Genomic DNA, 24,967 nt, shown 5'->3' on the forward strand with positions numbered 1-24,967 from the left:
GCTTCATTTTTATGTTAATCACACAAGGTTGGAATTCATATGACGCGAAAACGCAGTCACAGTCAAATGAGTCGATCATCGGGGTCAAGTGGCTCCTCAGCATCAACAACTCACAACAGCCAGACAAACAAAACCGATAATAGCGCTTCGTCTTCGCAAAACAAAACAACCGCCAATACGGAGGCGGCAAAGCCGAACAAAACGCAGGGCATTACACCGTCTCAAGGTCAGGCAAGTACCAGCCAAGCCCAGGAAACCGCAACACCAGCAGGTAACCAGCCGACAGCCACAGACAACAAACCAGCGGCTCCTGCGGGAGCAGAGGCATCGGGCAGTAAGCCTGAAGAGGCGGCGCCGGAAACAAAACCGGGTGCCGGCGAAAACGAAGGCGCTGATGCAGACAATGGTGCTGAGCTCGCGGCTGATCCAGCCTTAGGCGGGGCGGCCTCGGCAAGTGCACCGGCATCTGTAAAACCTCCCGAAAAAAAGAACAAAGGCCTGCTGGCTAAGATCAAAAGTGCCATGACCCCGGATATAGTCAAGGGCTTGAAACCGGGACAAATGGTGCGTTTGCAGGTGTTTGGCAAAAGCAAGGTGGTGACCCCGGCCCAGGTGAACGGCCATTTAGTCTACCTGCCCGACAAAGCCGATCTGGACCCGTCGAATCCGGAAGACAAACAAGCACTGGACTCGGGCATGTTTATCGAAGGGGAGTTCGACCCCAATGATCCCGGCGCCAAAGGCCATAAGCCGATGGACTTGGATGAAGTTAAAGCCTTTCGCCAGAGTGAGGCGGGCAAAAGCCCGAACAAACCTCATAATCGCAAGGACATAGCCTACGACGTTGAAAACGAACGTTACCTGTATCCAGTAGAGGATATTGACGGCAAAGCGCAAGACCCCTTGCCTAAATTTTCCAAAGCAACGCCTGAGGAGCGCAAACAAGGCAAGTTTGTCCCCGATGGTGCCGTTACAGGTTTATTTAGCTATGACCAAACCAAGGCGGTGGCGGAAACGGCGATAAAAAAACAGAAGGCCAATGAAAAAGCTAAAAAAGAAAAAGAAGATATCGATAAGGACCTTGCCGAAGAAAAGGCGAGGCTGGATGAAGAAGTTGCAAAAGAAAAAGAAAGGCTGGATGAAGAAGCTAAAAAGTTAAAAGAAAAAGTTGATAAAGAAAACCAGGAAGCCATAGAAAAAGCCGAAAAAGAAGGTAAAGCAGCGCTGGATAAAGCCAATCAGCAGGGGCAAGACGGTGAAAATAGCGATACTGAAGCGACTACCCCTGTTGAAGAGGAAGAAAGCGATGATGAAGTGATTGTTACCCCGATAGCAACATCAGCCAGCGACACTATAGCGTCGAATGAACAAGATAATACCGAAACACAAGCGGCGAACGAACAAGCGAGTGATGAACAAGGCATTGGCGGTAGCAATAGCGAAGCCAATAGCAATCCGGCGCCGTTAACCAACAATGACCAAGCCCCGGCTTCCCCTTCTGAGCAAGCACAAGCTCAAGAACAGCAACCGGTAGCAGCAAATGCCGATCCCGCTACAGCCGACAACCCGGAGCAAAGCAATCCCCCGGAACAAGCGGCAGGTGAGGATAACAGCAATCAAGCGCGTAGCGGCAGAGTTAACAACGGGCAAACTGCTGCCAGAAGGGCAGAAAGAAAAGCCAGGGTTAATTCGCTTGAGGGCTAAATATCAATAACAAGGTTTTATGTAAAACACACGGCAGCTCTTCTACCGCATGCTCAACAACTTAGATGATGTCAATGCAGAGCTTAAAGCCGTCATTGTTCGCATAAATAAAACTAACCCACTATCGCCCTTATTGGGCGCTTTGTATTTGGAGGTGTCGGATGAGTCCTTAGGCATTTTCTGTAAATAGGTCAACACTGTAAAAAACATAAACTCCTTCGTCAGCTTTATGAGCAAAATGCACTAAAAATTAGCATTGGCGTTACTGATAAATAGTTGCAACAGTGGTTGCAATGGCTGCGCAGTGGGGTGGAAATAGACGTACAACAAGCCCTGGAAGAATTGATTGATAAGGTGCCTGTATACAAGGCGTTTTATTTGATTTTTTTTGGGGAAGTTTTTGATACGGAGTAAGGGGATTTGAAAGCTTATGTTTATGAGTTTTCAAAAAACAAATGTGAGTGGGTGATATGTGTTTGTTGATCAATTGACCTGACCCCTTATCTTTTACATTGCCAGTAGAGCTAACGGAGGACGAGGATAGCAATGCCAATCTGACTCGTAGGACCATAGAAAAAGCCGGAGCAACCGCTCTCAGAAAACCCAGAGTGCAAGCTTGGGGGCTGGTACTTATTAAAGCTATAAATTAACACTGCTTAACAGCAGTTTTTATGTCCGGAAACCTTTGTTTTAATTTATCAAATTAAGCAAATAAGTATCTGGTTTTTTATTCACACAATCGACATTTTAAAAGGTAAATCATTATGCAGTTAAAGAGTAAATTTGAAACAGATTTCAGTAATGAAATTGCTAAGCTTGATGGCGAATATGAGCGTCTACAAAAAAATTCTAATTCTCACCAAAGTTTGAGTGAGTTAGGAGGAACTGAAGACACGGTTGACACTAGCAAAGAGGAAAAAATACTAAATCGAGTGGCTAAAGTGGTTGCACTGTCTAATCTGCAAGCCTTAAACCAGGAGGAAGGTTAATGCCTTTGAGTGAGTTAAGACGTAGAGCCGTCAAGGCAAGAATTGCTTCTGAAGTGGGTGTTAGTGGTAATAATACTCTAGCCTTTCAATCAAATAAAGTTGAGGCAAGTCACGAAACGGTTAGGAGGACTCTGCTTGAAGAGCGCGTAGGTCTTATCAACGATCTTGCTATTCCGCAAGGAAGTTCACTAGAGGAGGTTCTTACTGCGGACTATCGTGAACGTGATGCAACTGATCCTGTAAAAAGTAAAGTAGAAAAAATAAACCAAATTCAGGCGCTACTAAGAGATCCAGCCGGCACGCTCGATGCGCATGTTGTAGGACAACCTGAGCTAGAGTTCAAAATAACGAAAGCTGCGCAAGAGGCTGCATCTCTTTTGGAACAATATTATCCAGGAGCAATAGGTGTAGATGAAACTGGCGGTGCTCTTAACAAGAATGCTTTTGTTACTGATGTAATTAAGAGCATTAATGAAATGTTAGAACAACTTAGGGTTGCTGAAATTGAAGAGGACCTTACTGAAGTTGATCGGCAAGCAAAAGAAAGGCTTACGGTTTTAAGAGAGCAATTTGCCGGAAACTCCGCATCTATGACCCCTTCAGCGATATCTACCATTAGAGATGTCGTTAAAAAGTTGCAATCCGATGGACACTTTAGGCAAGGTGGTCTTGTGGTTCTAGGCTTGATAGAAGCTGTTGCTGGGGGGTACGATCTTTATAGTCGAGTGAGCAGCGGTGACTCTATAGGGGCTTCTAAAGTTTTAGGCTCTATAAGCGCCTTTGTAAGGTTAGCTGCAGGCGCATTAGATGTCTTGCAAGAGTTTATTGTGAATGAAACGCTTCAGAGTGTGACGGGGATTGCTAGTGTGTTGGCGACAGCTAGTACTATCGCTGAGCAGTTTAATGGAATAAGGGAAAGTTGGAATGAATATTATAAAGCAGAGGAGTTAATCGATCCAAGGTTAAGAGATCTACTCCCGGAGGCTGTCACTGAGCTTGCAAAGAATAATGTTATCGATGAATTAACAAGAGATATTATTTTAGATTTGAAAGCTAGACAAACAGATGCGACCTCTAACTTTAGGTGGTCAGTAGGAAAAGTGACAGCTGCTTCAGCACTTTTGATCTATAAAATCTTTGCTGCTAAAGCTATGTTTGCAGTAGGTATTGTAGAAGACAAGTTGTGGGAGGCTGAAGGTCCCTTAGCTATCTATAAATATATTGTCGATTTGGGGCTAGTTACAAGCTTTGGGCAAGGAGCATTAGGTATTGGGGCTGCTGCGTTTAAACCTACGTTTGATGTGGATGAAGGCCGCAGAGAACAGCTAAAAATTCGTTCTAAAGTGCTTGCAGATGAAGGCATTCAAGAGGAGTTGGAACAAGCCGAATTGGTGGCACAAGCTGGGGAAAGTGATCCAAGAGCTAGATTCCAAGAAAAAATATCTACAGCAATCTCTGACCCTAGATCTAATGTTGGTGTTAGTGCCCAAGTTCGAAAAAAATATGTAATCTTGGATCCAGAAGAAGAACGAGCGAAAACAACTTATGGGCTAAGGCTGCTACACAATTACAGTATGGCTTATTTGGGAGGCTCTGTTTTAGAAACCGTGGGTGAAAGAGAGGCCAGACAACGTGCTCCGGACACCGTAGTGGTGCAAGTACGCAGACAGGAGCTGAGTGAAGAACAAAACCAGTCTGTTAGGCGCAGGCGAACACCTGACCCTGTATCAGATTCTGTGTAACTACCTAATTTATAGATAATCTGAAATCCGATCTTCAAATTCAATAATAAAGCGGTTCAGTGCCGGTTTCCAGTTTCTAATCGGCATTGTCCATGTCTTTGAAGCTTGCATAATCGCCAAGTAGACCACTTTTTTCGCTGAGTCATCATTGGGAAACAGCTTACGGTTCTTGATAGCCTTCCTTATAATCCTTGTAGGGCACAAATTTCATCGAGTTTCGCACCATGTGCACGATACAGAGCTGAATTTGCGTTTTTGAAAAAAAAGGGGGTCATGAAAAAAAAAGGGGGCAAGTTTCTTGATCAATAGTCAAAACCTACTTTCTTTAAAACATGCCAGGTGTAGATGAAACGGAAGTATTAAAATTAAACTGCTGGAATTTTTCGAAAAGACTAGATCAGCTCGAGAAAATGATTGTTGTTCAATGAACTAGACCATGCTTGTCACAATGAACTTGACCCCTTGTGGGTTTAGACCAGCCTGAAGAAAGTGCTGCGGACTCTGGCAACGATGTTAAGCCGGAAGTGCCTGCGGTAACGCCACCTGCACCACAGCCAGAACGACCAGCTTCTCGTTCGCCAAACCAGCCAAATGAACGCAAGGAGGCCAGAGGAGAGGAGGCGAAAGCAGCTATTGGTTAAGATTTGACACTTAATTAACCGTCCGAGTTAATTATTCTAAGCCCTTAAAGGGCTTAATTTACGTTATTCACTGCATCACTATGAGTCTCACCTTACTGGTATAGCCAAACGTCTTGTTTGTGCTAAATCAATAATGAAACCATAGTTCTAGCCAAGGCTAGCGTAAGCTTTGCCATTTTAGCTTATTAAGGAAAACATCATGACAGATGCCGATATTGAGCAGCAATTAGATGCACTATTTACAAGTGCTCCATTCGATTTACACCGCTTTATAACATTACAAAAGACTATTTCACAGCATAAAAATGGAGATATTTCACCACATTATATTAGCGCCGGTCTGGAAGTTGAATTTGCTGATTATGCTAAGCGTTTGGGTTATGTGCTAGACAGCCATCTAGTCGTTGCCGAATCTCAAGATAAAATAAATGGTATATCGTTTAAATTGGTCACAGATAAGGGCAAGTTGGAAGCATCGCTGCCACCTTTTGTGGTTGCGTTAAAAGAGGCTGATTACCTGGACGTTCAGAAAAGAGTCATGATACTTACCCATGCTATGGAGGAGCAGCTCAGAGGTATCTTTCCTAGGGTTGGTGGGAATACATATGGCGTAAAAATGCTATCAGAAGTGCTAACGCAAATTACATCTGATTTTGGGCTAACTCTAGTTTTAAAGCATTCATCTGTACTGCAAGGCGATGATGCAATTCAAATTTATAGAAATGGCAGCGTGGACCGAAATCGTTCAGATGCAGATATCAACCTGAGCATGGATATTATTCAAGTCAATGCGCTTTTGGCGGCAGACAACACGAAGGCATCGAGTAAAGATGATCTTTTTTTAACGGTCCGGGAACACATGAAGGATGTACTTAAAAAAGACACTAAGATTCCTGAACAATACAAACCATTGTTAAGCCACTATTTAAGCCAAATACCGCTAATGGCACTGCAAAATATTATGCATGAAGTGCGAAAGCGTAACCCAGCTATGACCCGGGATGATTTTGTCACTCTGGGGGAGGTGAGGAGTATTCAGGGGTTTCGCTTACGCTCCAATGGTTTTTTGCTTGATCCCGTGCTTTCCGGTACCAAAGATGCGTTAGGTGTATGGATTAAAGCGGGGTTAAATGATTTCATCAAGCAAGATGATGAACTTGCTAACATTGTCGCAGGTTTACAATTAGTTCTGAACAATCAGACTACTGCATTAGGAAAATATCTTAAACAGCAATGGGATTTCTTCTTCACAGGTCTGTCGGCAGTGGACTCTAGTTTGCAGCTAGACAGATTTTGGCAGATGCAAACTGAAATACTCGCTAAGCTAAAGGATGCGTCTACTCAAGCTGCTCAAATGAATATCGGCCCACAAGAAAGATTCCCTGCCTTAATGGTTGAGACAAGTTCATTTATGGATTATACCAAAGCTCCTTTTATGCTAAGGCCCGATACCCATGTACCTTTAAGCAATGGTTTTCTGGTTGAGATACGACAACTCAACGACAAGATGGAAAACAACTTCCTACAAGGCTTTAATCTGCCACTGTATAGAAACGATAGGAGCAGATGGGAGTCTAAGAGAAACACGCCAGAAGTAGCCTCTTTACGTCAACAGTATATGAGTGCAGTGAGCAATACACAGGCTAGTCAACAAGGCGCTTCTGTAACAAATCCGCCTGCACCAAGGCAGGCATTTGGCGATAGTCGTCAAAGTCAGGTAAAAAAGAAACACAAGCGTTGCTGTATTCAGTGACATGCTAACGTCATTCACAATCCATGTAGAAAACCCGCACAACTCACGCTAACAACACACTCAGCACACAAACAGCGTTTCTGTCATAGGCAAATAGGCTCAGCACCATATGCTTAGGCTTTGCCGTGGGAGAAATGTAGCTGGCAACCAAGGTGAAATTATGAAAAAAAATCATGTATCCACGACTCCGCCACCGGATCTGCTGTCCATGACAGCGCTGGGGAACTGGACTGTCCCTAACGACTTGGATCTGGTCATGCAGCCTGGCGGTGTGGCTGCGTCTTTAAAGCCGCAAACCCCAGTAAAGCTCAACGCTGAACAGGTGCAAGAGGGCAGGAAACAGCAAGATGCCAAGGCGCGCGTAGATACTGGCCAACAGCCGCCTGAGCCACAACCAAAGGCCGAGACCCACACTCAGTTAACGCTGCAGTTGGCGGCCTATTACCAACAGGTCGATGGCGAAAAAATCCAAGGGGTGTTGCACAAGTTCACTGCTGCACTTCGTAATAGCCGCCGCTTGGGCTGGATGAGCGACTTACCCTATCCAGTTATTGAGCTTACGCCAGTGCCTGCTGACACGCCGTCACAAACCTTGAGTGAGGTGCAAGTGCTGCTAAGTGCTGATGTGTGCAATGTCACGCCACAGTGGCTAACGCTTGGTAAGGCCGATGATAGTGCGCAGATGCAAAGCTTACTGCTCTCTGGCTGGCCTAAACGGCTTAAGATCAGGGTTTCACTCAGCAATGAGATGATCCAGCAGGCGTCCCCTGCCAAGATTGCCAGCCAAGTGGCGTATCAAATCGGCACCCATGTGGCCCCCTATTGGCAATTACTAGGCCAGGCGCTTATTCGCAACCGTCTCAGCGTTGACGGCGCCGATACCTTGTTAGTGCAATGGCAACAGCCAAACAAAACCCAGCTTGACCGTCGCCGCTTGCATGTAGGTTTTTTGACAAGCCACTGGAGAAAGTGGTTTAAGTTAGAGCAAGTAATTGATTTACCAGTATTTAGAGAATTAATTGCCTTGCTCGGCCACCATCATGTTAGCCGCACAGATCAAGCATACCTGTGGCAGTGTTACTGCCAAGAGGTGGCCAGAGTGCCTGTGTTCAGTGTATCGGGGACGTGCTCGCAGGCGCAGCAGCAAAAACAAACCGACTTTTATCTGGCCTATGAAGCCTACGCCAATAAACAAGGCCGCTTCCCTTGGGGGGCAAAATTAAAGGTATTCAGTCAGCCAGTGTCTGCCGTACTGCTAAGCCTAGCGACAGCGGCTGTGTTGTATGCTAACGGCGCCGCCATCATGGGCCAAATGGCGCTAGTTAGCCAATGGCTGAGCGCCATGTTATCCCAGTGAAATTCACCGTTATTGTCCCCAAAGACTCATTCCTCTCACTGGGCTAAGTCCAAGCATGACGCTAATTCCCAGCGCAGGGTAAATTCCAAGTATAGAGCTAATTCCATTCACAAAGCTCATTGCAAACACTGTTATTAAGGAGGCTCATTATGGGCTTATTGACCGATATCTTCGCGACCGGCACAGGCAATCTCATCACAAGTCTAGCCCAAGTGGCGGATCAGTTTATTACCACGGATGAAGAGCGCAATACCTTCAAAATGCAAATGGCCAGTTTGGTTCAACAACGTGAATCAGAAATTGAGTTGACCATTCGCTCCGAGCAGAGAGCCAAACAGGCGATATTGAGCGCCGAGTTAAATCAAGATGACAAGTTTACCAAGCGGGCAAGGCCTATGTTGGTGTATTTCGGTTTACTGATGATAGCGACCAACTATATGTTTTTCCCGATTTTATCGCGTTTTTTCTCTGTGGATACTAGCCCGTTACCGGATCTGCCCATGGAATTTTGGGCCGGCTGGTCTGGCATAGTGGCGACATGGTGCATCGGTCGCTCCGCCGAGAAGATTGTCGGCACTAATAGGGTCACCCGCTTAGTGACAGGCAAAAAAGCCACCGAGGTGGTGGGATGATAGAAGGGCATAAACTTAAAGATATTCCTTTTTATGCATCACCCAATGTCGGTGAGGTGATGATCGCCCCGCCATCGGCTGTGGTTATCCACTACACAGGTGGCAGCACACTCGCCGGGGCAGTGGAGTGGCTCATAAATCCCCAAGCCAAGGCTTCGGCCCATGTGGTGATAGGTGAGGCGGGTGATATCGTGCAGTTGGTGCCGTTTAATCAGGTGGCCTGGCATGCGGGTAAGAGCCATTATCAAGGTCGCAGTAATTTTAATCGTTTCTCCATCGGCATAGAACTGGTCAATCCTGGGCAATTGACCTTAGTGGGTCAGCAGCACTGCGCCTGGTTTGGCGATCCTTATCCCCAAGAGCGGGTAGTGAAAATCCCCCAAAAAGATAGCATTCAAGAGGCGGTGTGGTGTGCTTATACCCAAGCGCAAATCATTGCGGTCAAACGTTTGTTACTGATGCTTAAAGAGTATTATCCGATTAATTTATTGGTGGGCCATGATGAGATTTCACCTGGGCGAAAGCGCGATCCTGGGCCTGCATTTCCGATGGCGCCCCTAAGGCGTACTGTGCTCGATATCGACAGGCACAGCCACTGTCTTGAACAGCAAAGCATGCCGCAAATGACTGGTGAGGTTGTCGCTACACGATTGAATTTTCGCACCAGTATTGAGGGGGCGTTAAAGGGTGCACCCCTAGTGCAAGGTCAACGACTTACTGTGCTCGAAGAGCGCGCCGGTTGGTACAAGGTGGCGTTGCAGGACATAGGTTGGGTCAAAAAAGAATTCGTTATTCTCAAAGAGTTTGAGGCTTAAATTGGGCGGTCATCCCGAAGCAGTCTCAACATCAAGTTCAGTTGCACTGACTCCTAGGGTGAATGGCGCTGCCATCCCCTAGGGTCGATGAAAAAGGTAAAAGTAACATGGGTGATTTTGCTAACAGGTTTACAGACACAGCGGTTATCAAGGTGTTGGGAGTCGGGGGCTGTGGCGGCAATGCCGTGGATCACATGCTAACCAGCCAGCTTGAGGGCATTGAATTTATCGCGATAAATACCGATGCCCAGGCATTAGCCAATGTTAAGACCGAGTCTAGGTTGCAATTGGGGGGGCAGTTGACTCGGGGCTTAGGGGCGGGGGCTAACCCCGATGTTGGCCGTCAAGCCGCCCTCGAGGATAAGCAGCGCCTTATGGATATATTAACGGGCACAGATCTGGTGTTTATCATGGCAGGCATGGGCGGCGGCACAGGGACTGGGGCCTCGCCCATTATTGCCGCCTTAGCGCGGGAAATGGGCATACTTACGGTTGCTGTGGTGACTAAACCGTTTCCCTTTGAGGGCAAAAAGCGCTTAAGCATCGCCGACAAAGGCGTGCAAGCCTTGGGGCAACAGGTGGACTCATTAATTGTCATCCCCAATGATAAGTTACTCGCAGTATTGGGGAAAAACACCCGCCTGCTGGATGCGTTCAATGCTGCCAATGACGTACTACTCAGCGCGGTGAAAGGCATAGCCGACTTAATCACTTGCCCTGGGATCATCAATGTCGACTTTGCCGATGTGCGCGCCGTCATGGCTAATCGCGGCGCTGCAATCATGGGCAGTGCCCGTGCTAAGGGCGATAATCGCGCTTATGAGGCGACCGAGCGCGCCATTCGCAGCCCCTTAATGCAAGACAGTGATTTACAGGGCGCTAAAAGCATCTTGGTTAATATCACTGCTGGGCTTGATTTCAGCTTAGGTGAATTTATTGCCGTTGGCGAAGCGGTAGAGCAATTTGCCGCCGACAGCGCCATGATAGTGGTCGGCACTGTGATAGATCCCGCATTATCCGATGAGATAAGCGTCACATTAGTGGCGACAGGGGTTAATCAGCAGCCGCCCTTTTTTGCACCAGCCTCGAAGCTGCAGTCAACAAGTCCCGCCCCACAGGGGCCGGGCCTGATGCAGAACCACCCCCTTCAGTCACATTTTGTACAGTCACAGCCACTTCAGTCACAGCTAGCGCAGTTTGAGCGAGTGCCACAGCAGCCGGTGTATTCACAGAAGGCAGCAGATCCCGCGCAGTTAGTATCAGCACCAGGAGCGCAAGAGTCAGCAGCCCCAGCGCCTGCAGCATTGGCACATCAAACGAGCGACGTTGCGGCAACGACTCGCCCTTCAGGGCCAAGCTACCTCGACCCCTGTGACTTTGAGGTACCGACTTTCTTGCGCCGCAATACAGAGCTCTTAGAGGATTAATCGATCGCGAGTTAATAGAGGCGAGCTTGAGCTAAGGCTTGTCCTGCGAAGGGGAAACTCCGTATTTTTTCTTGTATTGGCGCGAAAAATAATTGGCCGAGCTAAACCCCACATCCAGGGAGACTTGGCTTATTCTATGGCCTTGTTGTAACATGGTTTTTGCCTTGGCCAGTCGGTATTGAGTAATAAAATCAAGCGGGGTTATGCCTAAAATCGCCTGAAATTTACGGGCTAATTGTCGCTCGCTTAAGTGCGCTGCTGCCACGAGATCTTGCACACTAAGATTGGGGTCTTGATAGGCTTGCATCACTAAGGTTTTGCACTTGTCTATGGCTTTAATCGAGTGGGAGTCCATGCCACTTGGGGGGGGCAACAGGGCGGTGGGATCGCTGTGTTTATAATACTGCTGTAAGCGTTTGCGGTTATTAAGCTGCGCCTCAATCACGGCAAGTAATTCTGCCAGCAAGTAAGGCTTGCCAAGGTAGCTGTCGGCCTGGTGCTCATAACCTTGAATTCGTGAGCTGACATCATTCTTCGCCGTCAGCAATACCACAGGAATATGGCTGGTGGCACTCAGCTGCTTAACGTGACTCACCAATTGATAGCCATTCATGTAGGGCATATTAATATCAGACAGGATTAAACTCGGCACTTGCATTTCCGCCAGCTGCAAGCCTTGGCGGCCATTTTTCGCGGCGACAACCTGGTAATGCAGTGATAATTGATCAATGAGCAGCGCGCTAAGTTCAGGATTATCTTCCACCACTAAAATACAGGCTTTCTCAGTGCTCAGTGTTGGCTCGCGGCTGAGCATTGGTGCTTCGATGTGCTCAAGCGGCGGGTACTGACTGTGTTGTTGGTGAGTCTCTTGTACCGTTTCAGGGGATCTTGTCCCTTTTGTGTGTGGCGCAGTTTGCCTTGCTGTGGCTGATCCAGTGTCCATATTAGTGGCAGCATCAGTGTCCCCATCAAAGCCTGCCGATAAAGGCAGCAAGACTCGAAAACGGCACCCTTGCTTGGGGGCACTCTCAAGGCTTATTTGGCCCCTGTGGGCCTTGACCACCTCTTGCACTAAGGCAAGGCCAATCCCAGAGCCAGGCTGATCTGCACTTTCAGCAATGCGATAAAAACGCTCAAATACTCTTTGCTGATACTCAAGGGCTATCCCTGGGCCATTGTCCTTCACAATGAGTTCCACATAGTGGCTCTGTAATGGTCGCAGGCTGAGGTGGATGTCACCTTCTTCTTGGGTGTATTTAATGGCATTGGCGACTAAGTTATTGAGCATTTTCTCTATGGCTTTGGATAAACCGTCGACATAAAGCCCAGCGGTGATGTCTGTGTGCAACCGCTGCTTTTTCAGTGCGGCGTATTCGTGCATATGTGTGCCCACCTCCACACATAAATGAGACAAGCATAAACGGCTCTTTTCACTGGCTTGAGCACTGTCAAAGGTGCGGCCCATTTCAATCACATCATCCACCATGATAGCCAAGCGTTTAGCCACAGTGTCAATGGCCTCAAAGGCGCGTTGATTAGTGAGGGTCTGGTTTTGGCCTAAGCGCTGTTCAACTCGGCCTAAAATGACCGCCAGTGGGGTTCTAAACTCGTGGGAGATATTGTCAAACTCGCGGGTTTTGCTGGCCAGCAGCTGTTCAATTTTTTGTTTTTGATCAATGATTTCCAAGGTTCTTTGGGCAACGCCGCGCTCCAGCTGCAGATTGCGAACCCGTAAGCTTGCGGTGCGGTATTGATAAAGCCCCATGGCAAGCAGCAAGCTTGCCAGCAGATAGCCAAGTTTAGCCCACCAGGTTAACCACAGCGGCGGCAATACTGTGACAGTGATGGCGGTCGGCTCGCTCCACACCCCATGGTGATTACTGGCCTTGACCTTAAAGGTATATTCCCCCGCATCCAAATTGGTATAAGTGGCAAAGCGACGTTGATTACTGGTGGTGCGCCATTGGCTATCAAAACCTTCAAGCTGATATTGGTATTGATGGCGGCTGGGATCCACAAAATGGATCCCAGCAAACTCGAAACTTATCAGGTTTTGCGCTTGGGTTAAGCTCACATGGGCGCTGCTGCGATCAAAGAGGTGCGGCGCTGGGCGGTTAAACAATAAAAAATCATTGAGTACCACCTGAGGCGCCTTAGCATCGGGCTTAATATCGCCGGGGGTAAAGGCATTAAAGCCATTGGAGCCAACAAAAAACAGTAAATCAAGCCCCTTGCTATAGTGGCTGCCCACATTAAATTCATCCCCTTGTAGCCCATCTGCGGCGCGGTAATTTTCAATGGCTTTTGTTTTGGGGTTAAATTTACTGATGCCGCGGTTACTGGCAAGCCACAGCATGCCGGCACTGTCTTGCTCAAGGGCGTAAATGGTATTATTGGCAAGCCCATGCTCAGTGGTGTAATACTCGCTGGTAAAATCCTCTTTGTTAAACTTAACCAGGCCTTCACCTAACGTGCCTAGCCATAAATGTCCGTCGTTATCATCTATTAGGCTGTATATTTTTTTCGGGGTGCCAATTTCGCCTCGGGTTGCTCGGCCAAAGTTTTGAACGGTTTTTGTCTTTAAATCCAGTCGGTCCAGCCCAGCGGTTTCGGTGGCTATCCACAAATACCGACTATCTAAAACTAAATCATACAGATAATGACTGCTAAGTGTCTGATTTTTATATTTATCATGACTTAACTGGCTAAATGTTTGGCTATCTGACCGATACTGATTCAAACCACCGCCATCGGTTGCCATCCATAGGTCACCATTAGCTTCGGCAACTATTTTTCGAACCGAGCTCGAACTCAAGCCAGCAGGGCTTTGTCCTGGGTAAAAGTGTTTTATGGTTTGGCTGGTTGGCGTGATTTGGTTTAGCGCACTGCGATTACTACCAAACCAAATCTGACTTTGGTTATCCTCAAACAGAGAGTTGCCCGAAATGTTATTACTGCTGATGCGGTTTTGGTTGTTAGTGTCCGCCTGATACCAGCTACACGGCCCATCAGGCCAGGTTATTTTATGCAGCCCTTTGCCGTATGCCGAAAGCCATAACTCCCCGTTAGATGACATTAATACATCGTATAGGTTATTGTTACTTAGGCATTGGGCATTATCCTTAGTGGCATAATACAAACCAAAGTTCAGGCTGGACAAATGCACTCTGTCGACCCCTGAGGTTACCGTGCCGATCCAAAGGTTGGCCTGATTGTCCTCATACAGGCTGAGTACATCATTGGCGCCTAGGCTAGTATTATAATCCGCCTGCTGCCTGAAGGTTTCGAACTGGCTGCGGGCAATATCAAAGCGGCTCAGCCCCCCTTGGCTGGCAAGCCAAATGTGCCCGCGGCTGTCGCGAATAAGCCGATTGACGATATTATGGGGCAGGGCCTTAGGGTCAAGGTTATCTTGTCGCCAGTGCCGTAAAATCTGTCCTGTGCTCGTCACGTGATACAAGCCATGGCTTGTGGCGATTAACGCCGCCGTGTCACGACTAGGGATATCACGGCTAGGGAGATGACTGCGGGATGAATGCGGCTCCAGCAATAAGATATCATTGATTTTTGATGAGTCTGAACCCGCTGATGTAGGCCAGCTAATCTCAGTCAGGTTATGGTGAGTATCGAGTGTAAACAGCCCCTCGTTGGTGCCAAGCCATAGGCGGCCGTCTGGCGCCGCTTTAACCACGCGAAGTGTGGTTTGCTGAAAGGCAGCGGCGGCGCTGCCTAATAAGGGCACGGGGGATAAGCGGGTTGAATTAGGCTGTAAATAAAATAACCCGTGATTGCGACTGCCAATCACTAAGGTGTGGGTATCTAGGGCCATGATGGAAATAATATTTAAATCCGCGCTGTTGGCTATCAAGCTCAGTTGTTCGCTGACGGGATCATAGCGATGTAAGCCGCCCTTAGTGCCTATCCACAGCCAATCATCGCTATCGACAAACAAGCTGCGAATGGCGTTATTGGCTAATGAATGATTTACAGCAGGGGACGAAGCGTTAACGTTAACGCTGCTGTCGCTGACACCCTGAGCGCCATGCTGCGCCAAGCGTTTGACTTCATAGCCATCGAAGCGGTTTAGGCCATCCTCAGTGCCCAGCCAGAGGTAACCTTGCTTATCTTGCACTATGGCGGTGATGGTGTTTTGTGACAGGCCATCACTAACCCTTAAATGACTAAAGTGTGCTTGCAGTCTAAGGCCTTGGTTAGGCGCCATTTGCGCTAGCGCCGCCAGGGGGGCTAACGCAAAGGCCAGACTAACAGCCAGTGTTAGCAGCCAAGGCAAGGTTGGAGTCGCTTGTGCATCATTATCTGGTGCTTAATGAATACTGACATTCCCCCCCCTCCCTGTGCCCGGGGCCCCCCACCCAATGCCTCCACTATTATCTCATCAAGCCAGGCGCTGACATCAAAGCCGGCGTTGGCAGTGTGAGGCAGCATGGCGAGCTGGCTGATAAGCAGCAGGCCCATGAGGCGCTTAAGGGGCAGGGTTTGTCGATGAATTGTCATTATATATTGCCTTATTTGTTTAAAAGCCTGTTAAGGGGCCATGTGAAGCCAGTGGTTAGTCCAGCGGTTAGGCCTGCGTTTTAGCTTGTCGTTGCTTGTGCATCATTATCTGGTGCTTAATGAATACTCACATCCCCCCCGGAACTGGTTGCACGAGTTGCATCACCACTGTCATTACAGCCGGAGTTATCGGCGGGGCACTGACAATACAAGGTTTTCACCCCGCCGGGGTAGCCATAATCTTTGAAGCCCGCCATACCTGAGGCTAGGCAGACATCTTTACCTTGACTGTCTAAGCCTGCATCTTCGCCTATTATGGCGCAATGGTCATAAACATTGGGCTGAATGCTGGAAGATTTAATAAACTCTTCTCCTGTGGGGCAGTTCAGGGTTTGCACTAGCTTGATTGCCTCGGCAATGGCTTGTGTTTCATTTTCACAGACCAGAATTTTTTGCCCCTGAGTGTTAGTCAGGTAACGAACAAAGTCACCTTTACCGGCTTTTCGGCAAACGTCTTGGTCGTTATTGATGTCGTAACCGGGATCGCCACCGAGCAAGGCACAGTGGTTACCTGCGCTGGCACTTAAGATTAACTCGCTATAGCTAGGGCATTTGATAACAGTGCCGTTTGCATCGGTTTCGGGCGGTGTTTCTTGCTGGCACAGCGCGAGCCGTTGCCCGTCGGGATAGACTGTTGCGGTATGTCCAACTTCACCTTCGGCGATAAGAGGATTGCTATAAACCTGATACGCAAGTGGTTTAGGCGCTCTGGGCACACGGTAAATGTAAGTATCAAAACCACCAAAGGCTGCGCAAACTTCATTGTCGAGATTGTCTAAGCCAGCTTCGCCCCAAATATAGGCACAGTGTTCAGGTGCGCTTTGGCCTTTAACCAGCTCTGTACCTAATGGGCAAGCGGCGATGTGCCCGCTTGAGGAATAGGTTGGCAAGGGTTTTTCATCACAGATAAGTGTGGGGATACCTGCAGCTAAGGTCACAGGCTGAGCATTTTTATCAAGCACTTGCGGGTTAATCCTTTGCTGGCGGTCAGTAAACACCCGCCTTAGTTCAACAAAGTCGCCTTTGCCCGCATTTTGGCACATGTCTGTGCCTAGATGATCCCAGCGGCTATTGCTGGCTACCGCGTCAAGGGGGATACAGTAATTAGGGGTGTTGCTGCCTTGTAAAAGCTCAGTGCCATTGGGGCAATCGGACCAGGTTTTAATCCGGCTTGCTAAACCACACAAAGAGGCGCCAAGTTCATGAGTTTCATCGGCATTTATCGTAAGGTCGTGCATCTCACAATGCCCTGCAATACCACTTAAACTGGTATTGTCCCCAAGGCGCACCGCCGAGGTAGGGGCCAACATGTCACAATACTTGCTGGTATTATCCGCCACCTCAGCAGGGGTGATAAGGTTGTAGTTCACAGGGCAAGTGTCATCTTGAGAGATTATGATATCGACCGGGGTGCAAATGGCATGGCCTAAGCTTCGAGTATCGTGCTGCTTTACCGTGCACCCATAACCTGAGCCACTAATAGAGCCTTGATGGGCCAACTTGGCGATATCCCAGGGTGACATTTGATCGCACATGGCTTGGCGTTGAATAGCTTGGCTTGGCAGCGTGCCAAGGCGAAAGCCAGCTGGACAATGCTCATTCTGACTATAGATAAACGCTGTGGTGGCCGAATGAGCGGGATTGAATACCAGCCCAAGGACAAGGGCAGGCCAAAAAAGGGAGGAAATGTTCATACTGGATCGTCAACTTCTACTCAGGGTGATAAAGGGCAAACCTAGGCTAATACCTTATGGTTATAATCTATGGCAATAACCCATTCAATTATAAGATAATTAAATGGCTTGCTACACTAACTGTTAAGAAACAATAATGCAACATCTTAAATGTTAATAATTCTCATTAATGCTGTGGCGGGATAACATTTACAAAAAAACCAACTTTAGTTGGCCTCAATTAGTCATTCAATCATTTACTAGCATGAGAAATGGTACACCCGAGTGGACTCGAACCTTCGAACTCTACCGCCGCCGTTAACGAAGAGAGGGTAGTGCTCTGCTTTATTTTCTTAACGATACGCAACTGTAAATTTCAGGCACAAAAAAAACCAGCTTATGCTGGCCTATGTTCTTTCAGATTATATATCTCAATAGAAATGGTACACCCGAGTGGACTCGAGCCTTTGACCCCTACCGCCGCCGTGAATAAAGAGAGGGTAGTGCTCTGCTTTATTCTTTTAACTTTAGGCATCAGTGAATTGTAGGTACAAAAAAACCAACTTTCGTTGGCCAGTAATTCTTCACATCATATATCTATAGAGAAATGGTACACCCGAGTGGACTCGAACCTCAGACCCCTACCGCCGCCGTGAATAAAGAGAGGGTAGTGCTCAGCTTTATTTTCTTAACGATACGCAACTGTAAATTTCAGGCACAAAAAAACCAGCTTATGCTGGCCTATGTTCTTTCAGATTATATATCTCAATAGAAATGGTACACCCGAGTGGACTCGAGCCTTCGGCCCCTACCGCCGCCGTGAATAAAGAGAGGGTAGTGCTCAGCTTTATTTTCTTAACGATACGCAACTGTAAATTTCAGGCACAAAAAAACCAGCTTATGCTGGCCTATGTTCTTTCAGATTATATATCTCAATAGAAATGGTACACCCGAGTGGACTCGAACCACCGACCCCTACCATGTCAAGGTAGTGCTCTAACCAACTGAGCTACGGGTGTATACAGTTATCTCTATTAAAACTTCACTTTTTATACTCAGTGAAAGAGTGGTACACCCGAGTGGACTTCTCTTTGTTAGAGAATACCGACCTCTATCGCCAGCTTACAAATGAGTAGGTAGTGCCACTCTTTATTACTTACAAAATCAGCAACTGAGCTACGGGTGTATTGTTAACGTTTCAATATTTAGACTCTTTGAGAAGAGTGGTAAACCCGAGTGGACTTCTCTTTGTTTAGAGAATACCGACCCCTACCGCCAGCTTTCAAATGAGTAGGTAGTGCTACTCTTTTGCTCTTGTGAAATGCAGCTGAGCTACGGGTGTATACAGTTATCTCTATTAAAACTTCACTTTTTATACTCAGTGAAAGAGTGGTACACCCGAGTGGACTCGAACCACCGACCCCTACCATGTCAAGGTAGTGCTCTAACCAACTGAGCTACGGGTGTATTGTTAACGTTTCAATATTTAGACTCTTTGAGAAGAGTGGTACACCCGAGTGGACTTCTCTTTGTTTAGAGAATACCGACCGCTATCGCCAGCTTTCAAATGAGTAGGTAGTGCTACTCTTTATTACTTACTAATTTAGCAGCTGAGCTACGGGTGTATTGTTTTTAATAAACTAAGTTTGCTTCAAAGCGGTCGCTATAGTAAGGGCGATAGCCTGCCTGTTGCAAGTAAAAAAATGCTTTTTATGACTAAATGGCGATTTGGTGCGCAAATCGCATTAAGGATGAGCAAATATGACATTTCTCTTTTATCTTTCTCTTTGATAGAAAAGTCATTTTAATCGATCTCTCTTATCTAAAATGCGAACGTTATTCACCTTTATGCTTACTAAGGTAAGATGATTATTGTGACTGATATTGCTCATGTGAATTAGCATCAGTCTATTTCAACAAAGATGATGCCTTTCTTTTGAATGTACCTTAAGCGTATCGCAAACAGTATTGCTGCCACAGTGAGTCCGGCGATTAACCCTATCCAGAACCCGTGAGCCCCCATGGAGGGTACTATTAAGTCTGTGTAGGCCAGCGCATACCCTAGGGCCATACCGATAAACCAGTAAGAGAACAAGGTGATATAAAATGCACTGCGAGTGTCTTTATAGCCTCGAAGCGCGCCTGCTGCGACCACCTGAATAGAATCAGACACCTGATAGACGGCGGCGAGGAACATCAAACTGCCTGCTAAGGCGACCACTTCTGGATTGTCGTTATACAGGAGGGCGATTTCTTGCCTGAAACTGACGGTAAGAAAAGCTGTCACAAAGGATAATCCCAAGGCTAACACTAGACCTACTTTGGCGACCAAGGCGGCGATGTCAGTCTGCTCTCGGCCAAGGTAATAGCCGATACGAATTGACACGGCAATGCCTATGGATAAAGGCAGCATAAACACGATAGATGAGAAATTAAGCGCGATTTGATGGCTTGCCACCACATTGGCACCAAGGGGGGCCAACAATAGGGCAATGATGGCAAATAAGCTGACTTCAAAGAACAGCGCCATGGCAATAGGAAAACCCAGTTTAGTCATTGACCACATGCTGCTTAATTTAGGGCCATAAAATCTTTTAAAGGGAGCAAGTTGAATGAATTTTTTATCAATTAGCATGTAAATCACCATGGCTATAAACATGGCCCAAAAAACCAGCGCGGTAGCGACACCGCAACCGGCCCCGCCCATGGCTGGCATACCTAACTTACCGTAGATGAAGATATAATTGGCAGGAATGTTAACCCCGAGTCCAATAAAACCTATCACCATGGTAGGCATGGTATAGGAAATACCTTCGCTGCAGCCTCTTAGGACTTGATACAAGATAAATGCCGGGGCGCCCCAGAGGATTGCATCTAAGTAACCGACAGTAAGGTCATGTAAGTTAGGCTCTAATTTCATAAAATGTAACAGATAACCAGAAAAGGCGAGAAATACCATCACCCCCACAGCGCCAATCAGGCCTATGTAACCCGCTTGAAACATTAATTTAGGTATGGCTTGCTGATTATCAGCACCATGATGCTGAGAGAACACGGGGGTAAAGGCCATCAACAGCCCTTGAACAAATAAAATAGCGGGTAACCACAGGCTAGTCGCCACTGCTACGGCCGCCATATCCACAGCACCGACACGGCCTGCCATGACGGTATCGATAAAGCCCATCATGGTTTGAGTCACTTGTGCGATAAGCACCGGCAGGGCTAATTGAATTAAGCGTTTAACCTGAAAACCTGTATCATTCATCGAAAATAACCTTAACCCGTGGAGAAACTATGTTTACCGGTATAGTGCAGGCCAAATGTGAGCTGCTTAACATAGAGGAAAGCCCAGGACTCAAAACCTTTGAAGTCGCCATGACCCAGACGCTAGTGAAAGGATTAATTCCTGGGGCGAGTGTTGCCAATAATGGCGTGTGCCTGACAGTCACCAAGGTGTTAAATGATAAGGTGTTCTTTGATGTAATGGAAGAAACATTAGCCTTAACCAATTTAGCCAACTTAAGCCTCAGTGATAGCATCAACATTGAACGTTCATTAACCTTTGGCAGTGAAATTGGCGGTCACATTTTATCTGGGCATGTGCATTGCCAGGCTAGAGTGAGCGCAATTAGCCGCACTGACAGTCATTACAATATAGAAGTCGAACTCGCACCCCAATGGATGAATTACATTTTCTATAAGGGCTTTGTGGGAGTCAATGGCTGCAGTTTAACTGTGGGTAAAGTGAATAAAACGGGTTTTATTTTGCACCTTATTCCGGAAACCTTGGCGTTAACCAATTTAAGTGAGCTAGCGGTAGGCGACTTCGTCAATATAGAAATAGACAGTCAGACACAAGTCATTGTCGACACGGTTGAGCGAGTGCTAGCCCAGCGAGGCATAAGCTAAACCCTAAGAATACTGAGGACGCTTACTGGCGGTTATCCATCTTTAATCCTGTGTTCAACGTCACCCCATGGCTGCAAAATCAATAGTATTGTTCATCATCAGCATCGATATACAGCTGAACGCATTTACGCGATTCATCTAAATGCAGCCTCATGTGTATAGGATTACAGCAAATGCGGCAGTCATGGTAATAGTCTTGGTCGCCACTACTGGGGTCTATATCAACATGTTGATTATGGCCGCAGTGAGGGCAGCTAATGGCACGGCTTAATAGTTTCATCAACCCAACTCCTAACAAACCAACTTAGGTTCGTGGAGTAATTATAGTGGAACAAATACTAAAGCCGCGCAGTTTTAGCCAAGTTACGCCCTTGCTTGTGGTGTGACAAATCTACTAGAATAACTTCCTCCTTTATTGGAGGCCTAATTGGGTAACTAAGACTCTTGTACTGTCTTGATTTCAATGGGGCAAATATCCATGAGTGAGGCTAGAACACAGTCAGCACACTCAAGATAATCAAATTTCATATTAACTTTACATAAACCAAGTGGCCCTACGTGTGGGTCACCACTGGAAAGGGACACTTCATGCCTATTATTACCTTGCCTGATGGCAGCAAACGCGAGTTTGTAAATCCAGTTTCTACCTTAGATGTCGCTGCCGATATTGGCCCAGGTCTTGCCAAAGCTTGTATAGCCGGTCGCGTAAATGGCGAGCTTAAAGATGCTTGCGACCTTATCAGCACAGATTCGGATTTATCTATCATCACGGCAAAAGATCAAGAAGGTGTTGAAATCCTTCGTCACTCTTGCGCGCATCTGCTAGGTCACGCCGTTAAGCAAATGTGGCCAGAAGCCAAGATGGCTATTGGTCCTGTTATCGATAATGGTTTCTACTACGATATCGATTTAGACCACAAGCTGACAGCAGAAGACATAGAAGCGCTGGAGAAGCGCATGATGGATTTAGCTAAGACCAACTATGACGTAGTAAAGCGCGTCGTATCTTGGCATGAAGCTCGCGATGCCTTTAGTGAGCGCGGTGAAGTTTACAAAATTGCTATTCTTGATGAAAATATCAGTAAAGATGCGACTCCAGCACTTTATCATCATGAAGAATACACAGACATGTGCCGTGGCCCTCACGTGCCTAATATGCGTTTTTGTCAGAATTTTAAGTTGATGAGTGTCGCCGGCGCTTACTGGCGTGGTAATTCAGACAACAAGATGCTGCAACGTGTTTACGGCACAGCTTGGGCTGATAAAAAAGCGTTAAAGACGCATTTAACCCGTCTTGAAGAAGCGGCAAAGCGCGATCACCGTAAAATTGGCAAGCAGCTGGACCTTTACCATATGCAAGAAGAAGCGCCTGGCATGGTGTTCTGGCATAACGATGGTTGGAGCTTGTTCCTGGAGCTTGAAAAGTTTATCCGCCAAAAGTTAGGTCAGTACACTTACCAAGAAGTGAAAGGCCCATTGATGATGGACCGCGCTTTGTGGGAACGTTCTGGCCACTGGGATAAATACTCAGATGCCATGTTCACTACAAATAGTGAAAATCGCGAATACGCCATTAAACCAATGAACTGTCCAGGCCATGTGCAGATATTCAACCAAGGCCTTAAATCATACCGTGACTTACCGCTACGTATGGCCGAGTTTGGTTGTTGTCATCGTAATGAGCCATCGGGTTCATTGCATGGTCTGATGCGCGTGCGCGGCTTTACCCAAGATGATGCGCATATTTTCTGTACCGATGACCAAGTTCAAAAAGAAGTCAGCGATTGTATTCAAATGGTGTATGACACCTATGCGACGTTCGGTTTTGAAAACATAGTGGTTAAGTTATCGACCCGTCCTGAAAAACGTATCGGTGATGATGACATGTGGGACAGAGCCGAAGAAGCCTTGAAGCAAGCACTTATTGCTAATGAGATTGAATTTGAAATATTACCCGGCGAAGGTGCCTTCTATGGCCCTAAAATTGAGTTCACCCTACATGACTGTTTAGACAGAGCATGGCAGTGCGGCACAGTGCAATTAGACTATGCATTGCCAAGCCGTTTAGGGGCAACTTATGTGGCCGAAGACAATACCCGTCAGACGCCTGTGATGATCCATAGAGCGATTTTAGGCTCGTTAGAGCGTTTCTTAGGGATATTAATCGAAGAATACGCAGGTAAATTCCCAACTTGGCTCGCTCCAATGCAAGTTGTTGTAATGAATATTACCGACAAACAGGCTGATTATGTTCAAGATGTTGTAAAAATCTTCAAAGAACAAGGCATTCGTGCATCTTTTGACTTGAGGAATGAGAAAATAGGCTTTAAAATACGGGAACACACACTCAGACGTGTACCTTATTTATTGGTCGTTGGTGATCAAGAAATGGAAAATAAGGAAGTGGCGGTTCGTACTCGTGATGGCATCGATTTAGGCAAAATGAGCATTGAAGATTTTGCTAAAAAGATCCACAAAGATATTTCGAGCCGTAGTCTAAAATTGTTGGAGGAATAGGTCATAAAGATCAAAAGAGCAACAGGGCGACAACCAGCCCCAAATAGAATCAATGACGAAATCACAGGTGTAGCAGAAGTACGTCTGTCAGACATTGAGGGCGAGCCAATTGGTGTAGTAAGCATCAAGGAAGCACAGAATTTTGCAGATGAAGCAGGGGTGGACCTTGTTGAAATCAGCCCAAATGCTGAGCCGCCTGTTTGTCGCATAATGGACTACGGTAAGTTCCTTTTTGATAAGGCGAAAGCCCAGAAAGAACAGAAGAAGAAGCAAAAACAGGTCCAGGTTAAGGAAATAAAATTCCGTCCTGGCACTGATGAAAACGACTATCAGGTAAAACTACGCAACCTGATTCGTTTTCTGGAAGATGGGGACAAAGCGAAAATTACGCTGCGTTTCCGTGGTCGCGAAATGGCACACCAAAACCTAGGTATGGATCTTTTGAACCGTATCAAGGCTGACTTGGAAGTATATGCGGTTGTTGAATCTTTCCCAAAAATGGAAGGTAGACAAGCAATTATGGTGCTAGCACCTAAAAAGAAATAGTAGGGCAACCTTTAAAGTAGCAAAAGTCTCTTGAGGCTTTTGCTCGCCTTACGTTTATTAATATCCCAATGCGGAGTTTTAGAAATGCCTAAAATGAAAACAGACAAGGGTGTAGCGAAGCGTTTTAAGAAAACCGCTAATGGTTTCAAACGTAAACAAGCACACTTACGTCACATTTTGACCAAGAAGAGCACTAAGCGTAAGCGTCACTTACGTGCTAAATGTTTAGTTGCTAAGTCTGATGTGCCAGCAATTGCACGTCAACTACCATACGCTTAATTAAAGGAGAGATGAACAATGCCTAGAGTTAAGCGTGGTGTAACCGCTCGTGCTCGTCACAAGAAAGTACTTAAACTAGCTAAAGGTTATTATGGCGCACGTAGCCGTACTTACCGTGTTGCTGTTCAAGCAGTAACTAAAGCTGGTCAATATGCTTACCGTGACCGTCGTCAGAAGAAACGTCAATTCCGTCAACTGTGGATTGCACGTATCAATGCAGCGGCTCGTCAAAATGGTCTGTCTTACAGCCGTTTCATCAACGGTCTGAAGAAAGCGTCTATCGAAATCGATCGTAAGATTTTGGCTGACATCGCTGTTTTCGACAAAGTTGTATTTGCAACGTTAGTTGAAAAAGCAAAAGAAGCATTAAACTAATTTATTAGTTAAGCTCAAAAAAGGAACCTCAGG

General features: G+C 46.7%; 18 protein-coding genes, 2 tRNA genes and 2 pseudogenes. 13 read left to right on the top strand and 9 right to left on the bottom strand.

The features are described 5' to 3' along the window. Positions 1–39: 39 nt before the first annotated feature. The 3 genes from SDEN_RS08820 to SDEN_RS08830 all read left to right on the top strand — a co-directional run bounded on the left by SDEN_RS08820 (position 40) and on the right by SDEN_RS08830 (position 4,435). Positions 40–1,704: a hypothetical protein gene (locus tag SDEN_RS08820; RefSeq protein WP_011496134.1), complete on the top strand. Its 1,665-nt coding sequence runs from the start codon at positions 40–42 to the stop codon at positions 1,702–1,704. Between the two features lie 764 nt (positions 1,705–2,468). Then, positions 2,469–2,693 carry a hypothetical protein gene (locus SDEN_RS08825; protein ID WP_041405738.1) on the top strand — a complete coding sequence of 75 codons (225 nt, stop codon included), beginning with the start codon at positions 2,469–2,471 and terminating at the stop codon, positions 2,691–2,693. Continuing rightward, positions 2,693–4,435 (top strand): hypothetical protein, encoded by a 1,743-nt coding sequence (locus tag SDEN_RS08830; protein WP_011496135.1) that lies wholly within the window; start codon positions 2,693–2,695, stop codon positions 4,433–4,435. Before SDEN_RS08825 ends, SDEN_RS08830 begins: the two co-directional genes overlap by 1 nt. 9 nt (positions 4,436–4,444) lie before the next feature. Here the strand turns inward: SDEN_RS08830 and SDEN_RS20830 are convergent. Both SDEN_RS20830 and SDEN_RS21030 read right to left on the bottom strand, forming a co-directional pair. Next, positions 4,445–4,624 (bottom strand): annotated as a pseudogene (locus SDEN_RS20830) (IS256 family transposase); the annotation flags it as partial. After that, positions 4,614–4,697 (bottom strand): annotated as a pseudogene (locus SDEN_RS21030) (transposase); the annotation flags it as partial. The pseudogenes SDEN_RS20830 and SDEN_RS21030, both read right to left, overlap by 11 nt. 578 nt (positions 4,698–5,275) lie before the next feature. Between SDEN_RS21030 and SDEN_RS08835 the strand changes: the two are divergent. The 5 genes from SDEN_RS08835 (at position 5,276) to ftsZ (ending at position 11,060) form a co-directional block, all read left to right on the top strand. After that, positions 5,276–6,829 (top strand): hypothetical protein, encoded by a 1,554-nt coding sequence (locus tag SDEN_RS08835; protein WP_011496136.1) that lies wholly within the window; start codon positions 5,276–5,278, stop codon positions 6,827–6,829. Positions 6,830–6,989: 160 nt separating this feature from the next. Then, complete coding sequence (locus tag SDEN_RS08840; RefSeq protein ID WP_011496137.1) at positions 6,990–8,186, top strand: hypothetical protein; 1,197 nt, start codon at positions 6,990–6,992, stop codon at positions 8,184–8,186. Positions 8,187–8,335: 149 nt separating this feature from the next. Further along, positions 8,336–8,818: a 3TM-type holin gene (locus SDEN_RS08845; RefSeq protein WP_011496138.1), complete on the top strand. Its 483-nt coding sequence runs from the start codon at positions 8,336–8,338 to the stop codon at positions 8,816–8,818. Continuing rightward, positions 8,815–9,633: an N-acetylmuramoyl-L-alanine amidase gene (locus tag SDEN_RS08850; RefSeq protein WP_011496139.1), complete on the top strand. Its 819-nt coding sequence runs from the start codon at positions 8,815–8,817 to the stop codon at positions 9,631–9,633. The genes SDEN_RS08845 and SDEN_RS08850 overlap by 4 nt, the downstream gene beginning before the upstream one ends. Positions 9,634–9,740: 107 nt before the next feature. Then, the gene (gene ftsZ, locus SDEN_RS08855; protein ID WP_041406180.1) at positions 9,741–11,060 is read left to right on the top strand and encodes a cell division protein FtsZ; all 1,320 of its coding nucleotides are present in this window, start codon (positions 9,741–9,743) and stop codon (positions 11,058–11,060) included. Between the two features lie 31 nt (positions 11,061–11,091). Here the strand turns inward: ftsZ and SDEN_RS08860 are convergent, their stop codons facing one another. From SDEN_RS08860 to SDEN_RS08885, 6 genes are all read right to left on the bottom strand, one after another. Continuing rightward, a complete protein-coding gene (locus tag SDEN_RS08860) occupies positions 11,092–15,351 on the bottom strand; it encodes a hybrid sensor histidine kinase/response regulator transcription factor (protein WP_041405739.1) in 4,260 nt (1,419 codons plus the stop codon). After that, positions 15,336–15,575 (bottom strand): hypothetical protein, encoded by a 240-nt coding sequence (locus tag SDEN_RS08865; protein ID WP_011496142.1) that lies wholly within the window; start codon positions 15,573–15,575, stop codon positions 15,336–15,338. The genes SDEN_RS08860 and SDEN_RS08865 overlap by 16 nt, the downstream gene beginning before the upstream one ends. A gap of 116 nt (positions 15,576–15,691) precedes the next feature. Continuing rightward, complete coding sequence (locus tag SDEN_RS08870) at positions 15,692–17,329, bottom strand: hypothetical protein (RefSeq protein ID WP_011496143.1); 1,638 nt, start codon at positions 17,327–17,329, stop codon at positions 15,692–15,694. 921 nt (positions 17,330–18,250) lie between these two features. Beyond that, positions 18,251–18,327 (bottom strand) — tRNA-Val (locus tag SDEN_RS08875). A gap of 371 nt (positions 18,328–18,698) precedes the next feature. Beyond that, positions 18,699–18,775, bottom strand: a tRNA-Val gene (locus SDEN_RS08880). 436 nt (positions 18,776–19,211) lie between these two features. Beyond that, on the bottom strand, positions 19,212–20,573 hold the full coding sequence (locus SDEN_RS08885; protein ID WP_011496144.1) for an MATE family efflux transporter: 1,362 nt from the start codon (positions 20,571–20,573) through the stop codon (positions 19,212–19,214). 29 nt (positions 20,574–20,602) lie between these two features. On the opposite strand from SDEN_RS08885, the gene SDEN_RS08890 reads away from it, so the two are divergent. Then, positions 20,603–21,217, top strand: coding sequence for a riboflavin synthase (locus SDEN_RS08890; RefSeq protein WP_011496145.1), 615 nt, complete (start codon positions 20,603–20,605; stop codon positions 21,215–21,217). 79 nt (positions 21,218–21,296) lie between these two features. Here SDEN_RS08890 and SDEN_RS08895 read toward each other — a convergent pair whose 3' ends face one another. Continuing rightward, positions 21,297–21,497, bottom strand: a complete 201-nt coding sequence (locus SDEN_RS08895; RefSeq protein WP_041405740.1) for a CPXCG motif-containing cysteine-rich protein — start codon at positions 21,495–21,497, stop codon at positions 21,297–21,299. A gap of 308 nt (positions 21,498–21,805) precedes the next feature. On the opposite strand from SDEN_RS08895, the gene thrS reads away from it, so the two are divergent. The 4 genes from thrS to rplT all read left to right on the top strand — a co-directional run bounded on the left by thrS (position 21,806) and on the right by rplT (position 24,934). Then, on the top strand, positions 21,806–23,734 hold the full coding sequence (gene thrS, locus SDEN_RS08900; protein WP_011496147.1) for a threonine--tRNA ligase: 1,929 nt from the start codon (positions 21,806–21,808) through the stop codon (positions 23,732–23,734). A 3-nt stretch (positions 23,735–23,737) separates the two neighbouring features. Next, positions 23,738–24,280 carry a translation initiation factor IF-3 gene (gene infC, locus SDEN_RS08905; RefSeq protein WP_041405741.1) on the top strand — a complete coding sequence of 181 codons (543 nt, stop codon included), beginning with the start codon at positions 23,738–23,740 and terminating at the stop codon, positions 24,278–24,280. Between the two features lie 84 nt (positions 24,281–24,364). Beyond that, complete coding sequence (rpmI, locus tag SDEN_RS08910; RefSeq protein ID WP_011496149.1) at positions 24,365–24,559, top strand: 50S ribosomal protein L35; 195 nt, start codon at positions 24,365–24,367, stop codon at positions 24,557–24,559. Positions 24,560–24,577: 18 nt separating this feature from the next. Next, a complete protein-coding gene (rplT, locus tag SDEN_RS08915) occupies positions 24,578–24,934 on the top strand; it encodes a 50S ribosomal protein L20 (RefSeq protein WP_006081652.1) in 357 nt (118 codons plus the stop codon). Positions 24,935–24,967 lie beyond the last annotated feature (33 nt).

This window comes from Shewanella denitrificans OS217 (genome assembly GCF_000013765.1).
GTDB lineage: Bacteria > Pseudomonadota > Gammaproteobacteria > Enterobacterales > Shewanellaceae > Shewanella > Shewanella denitrificans.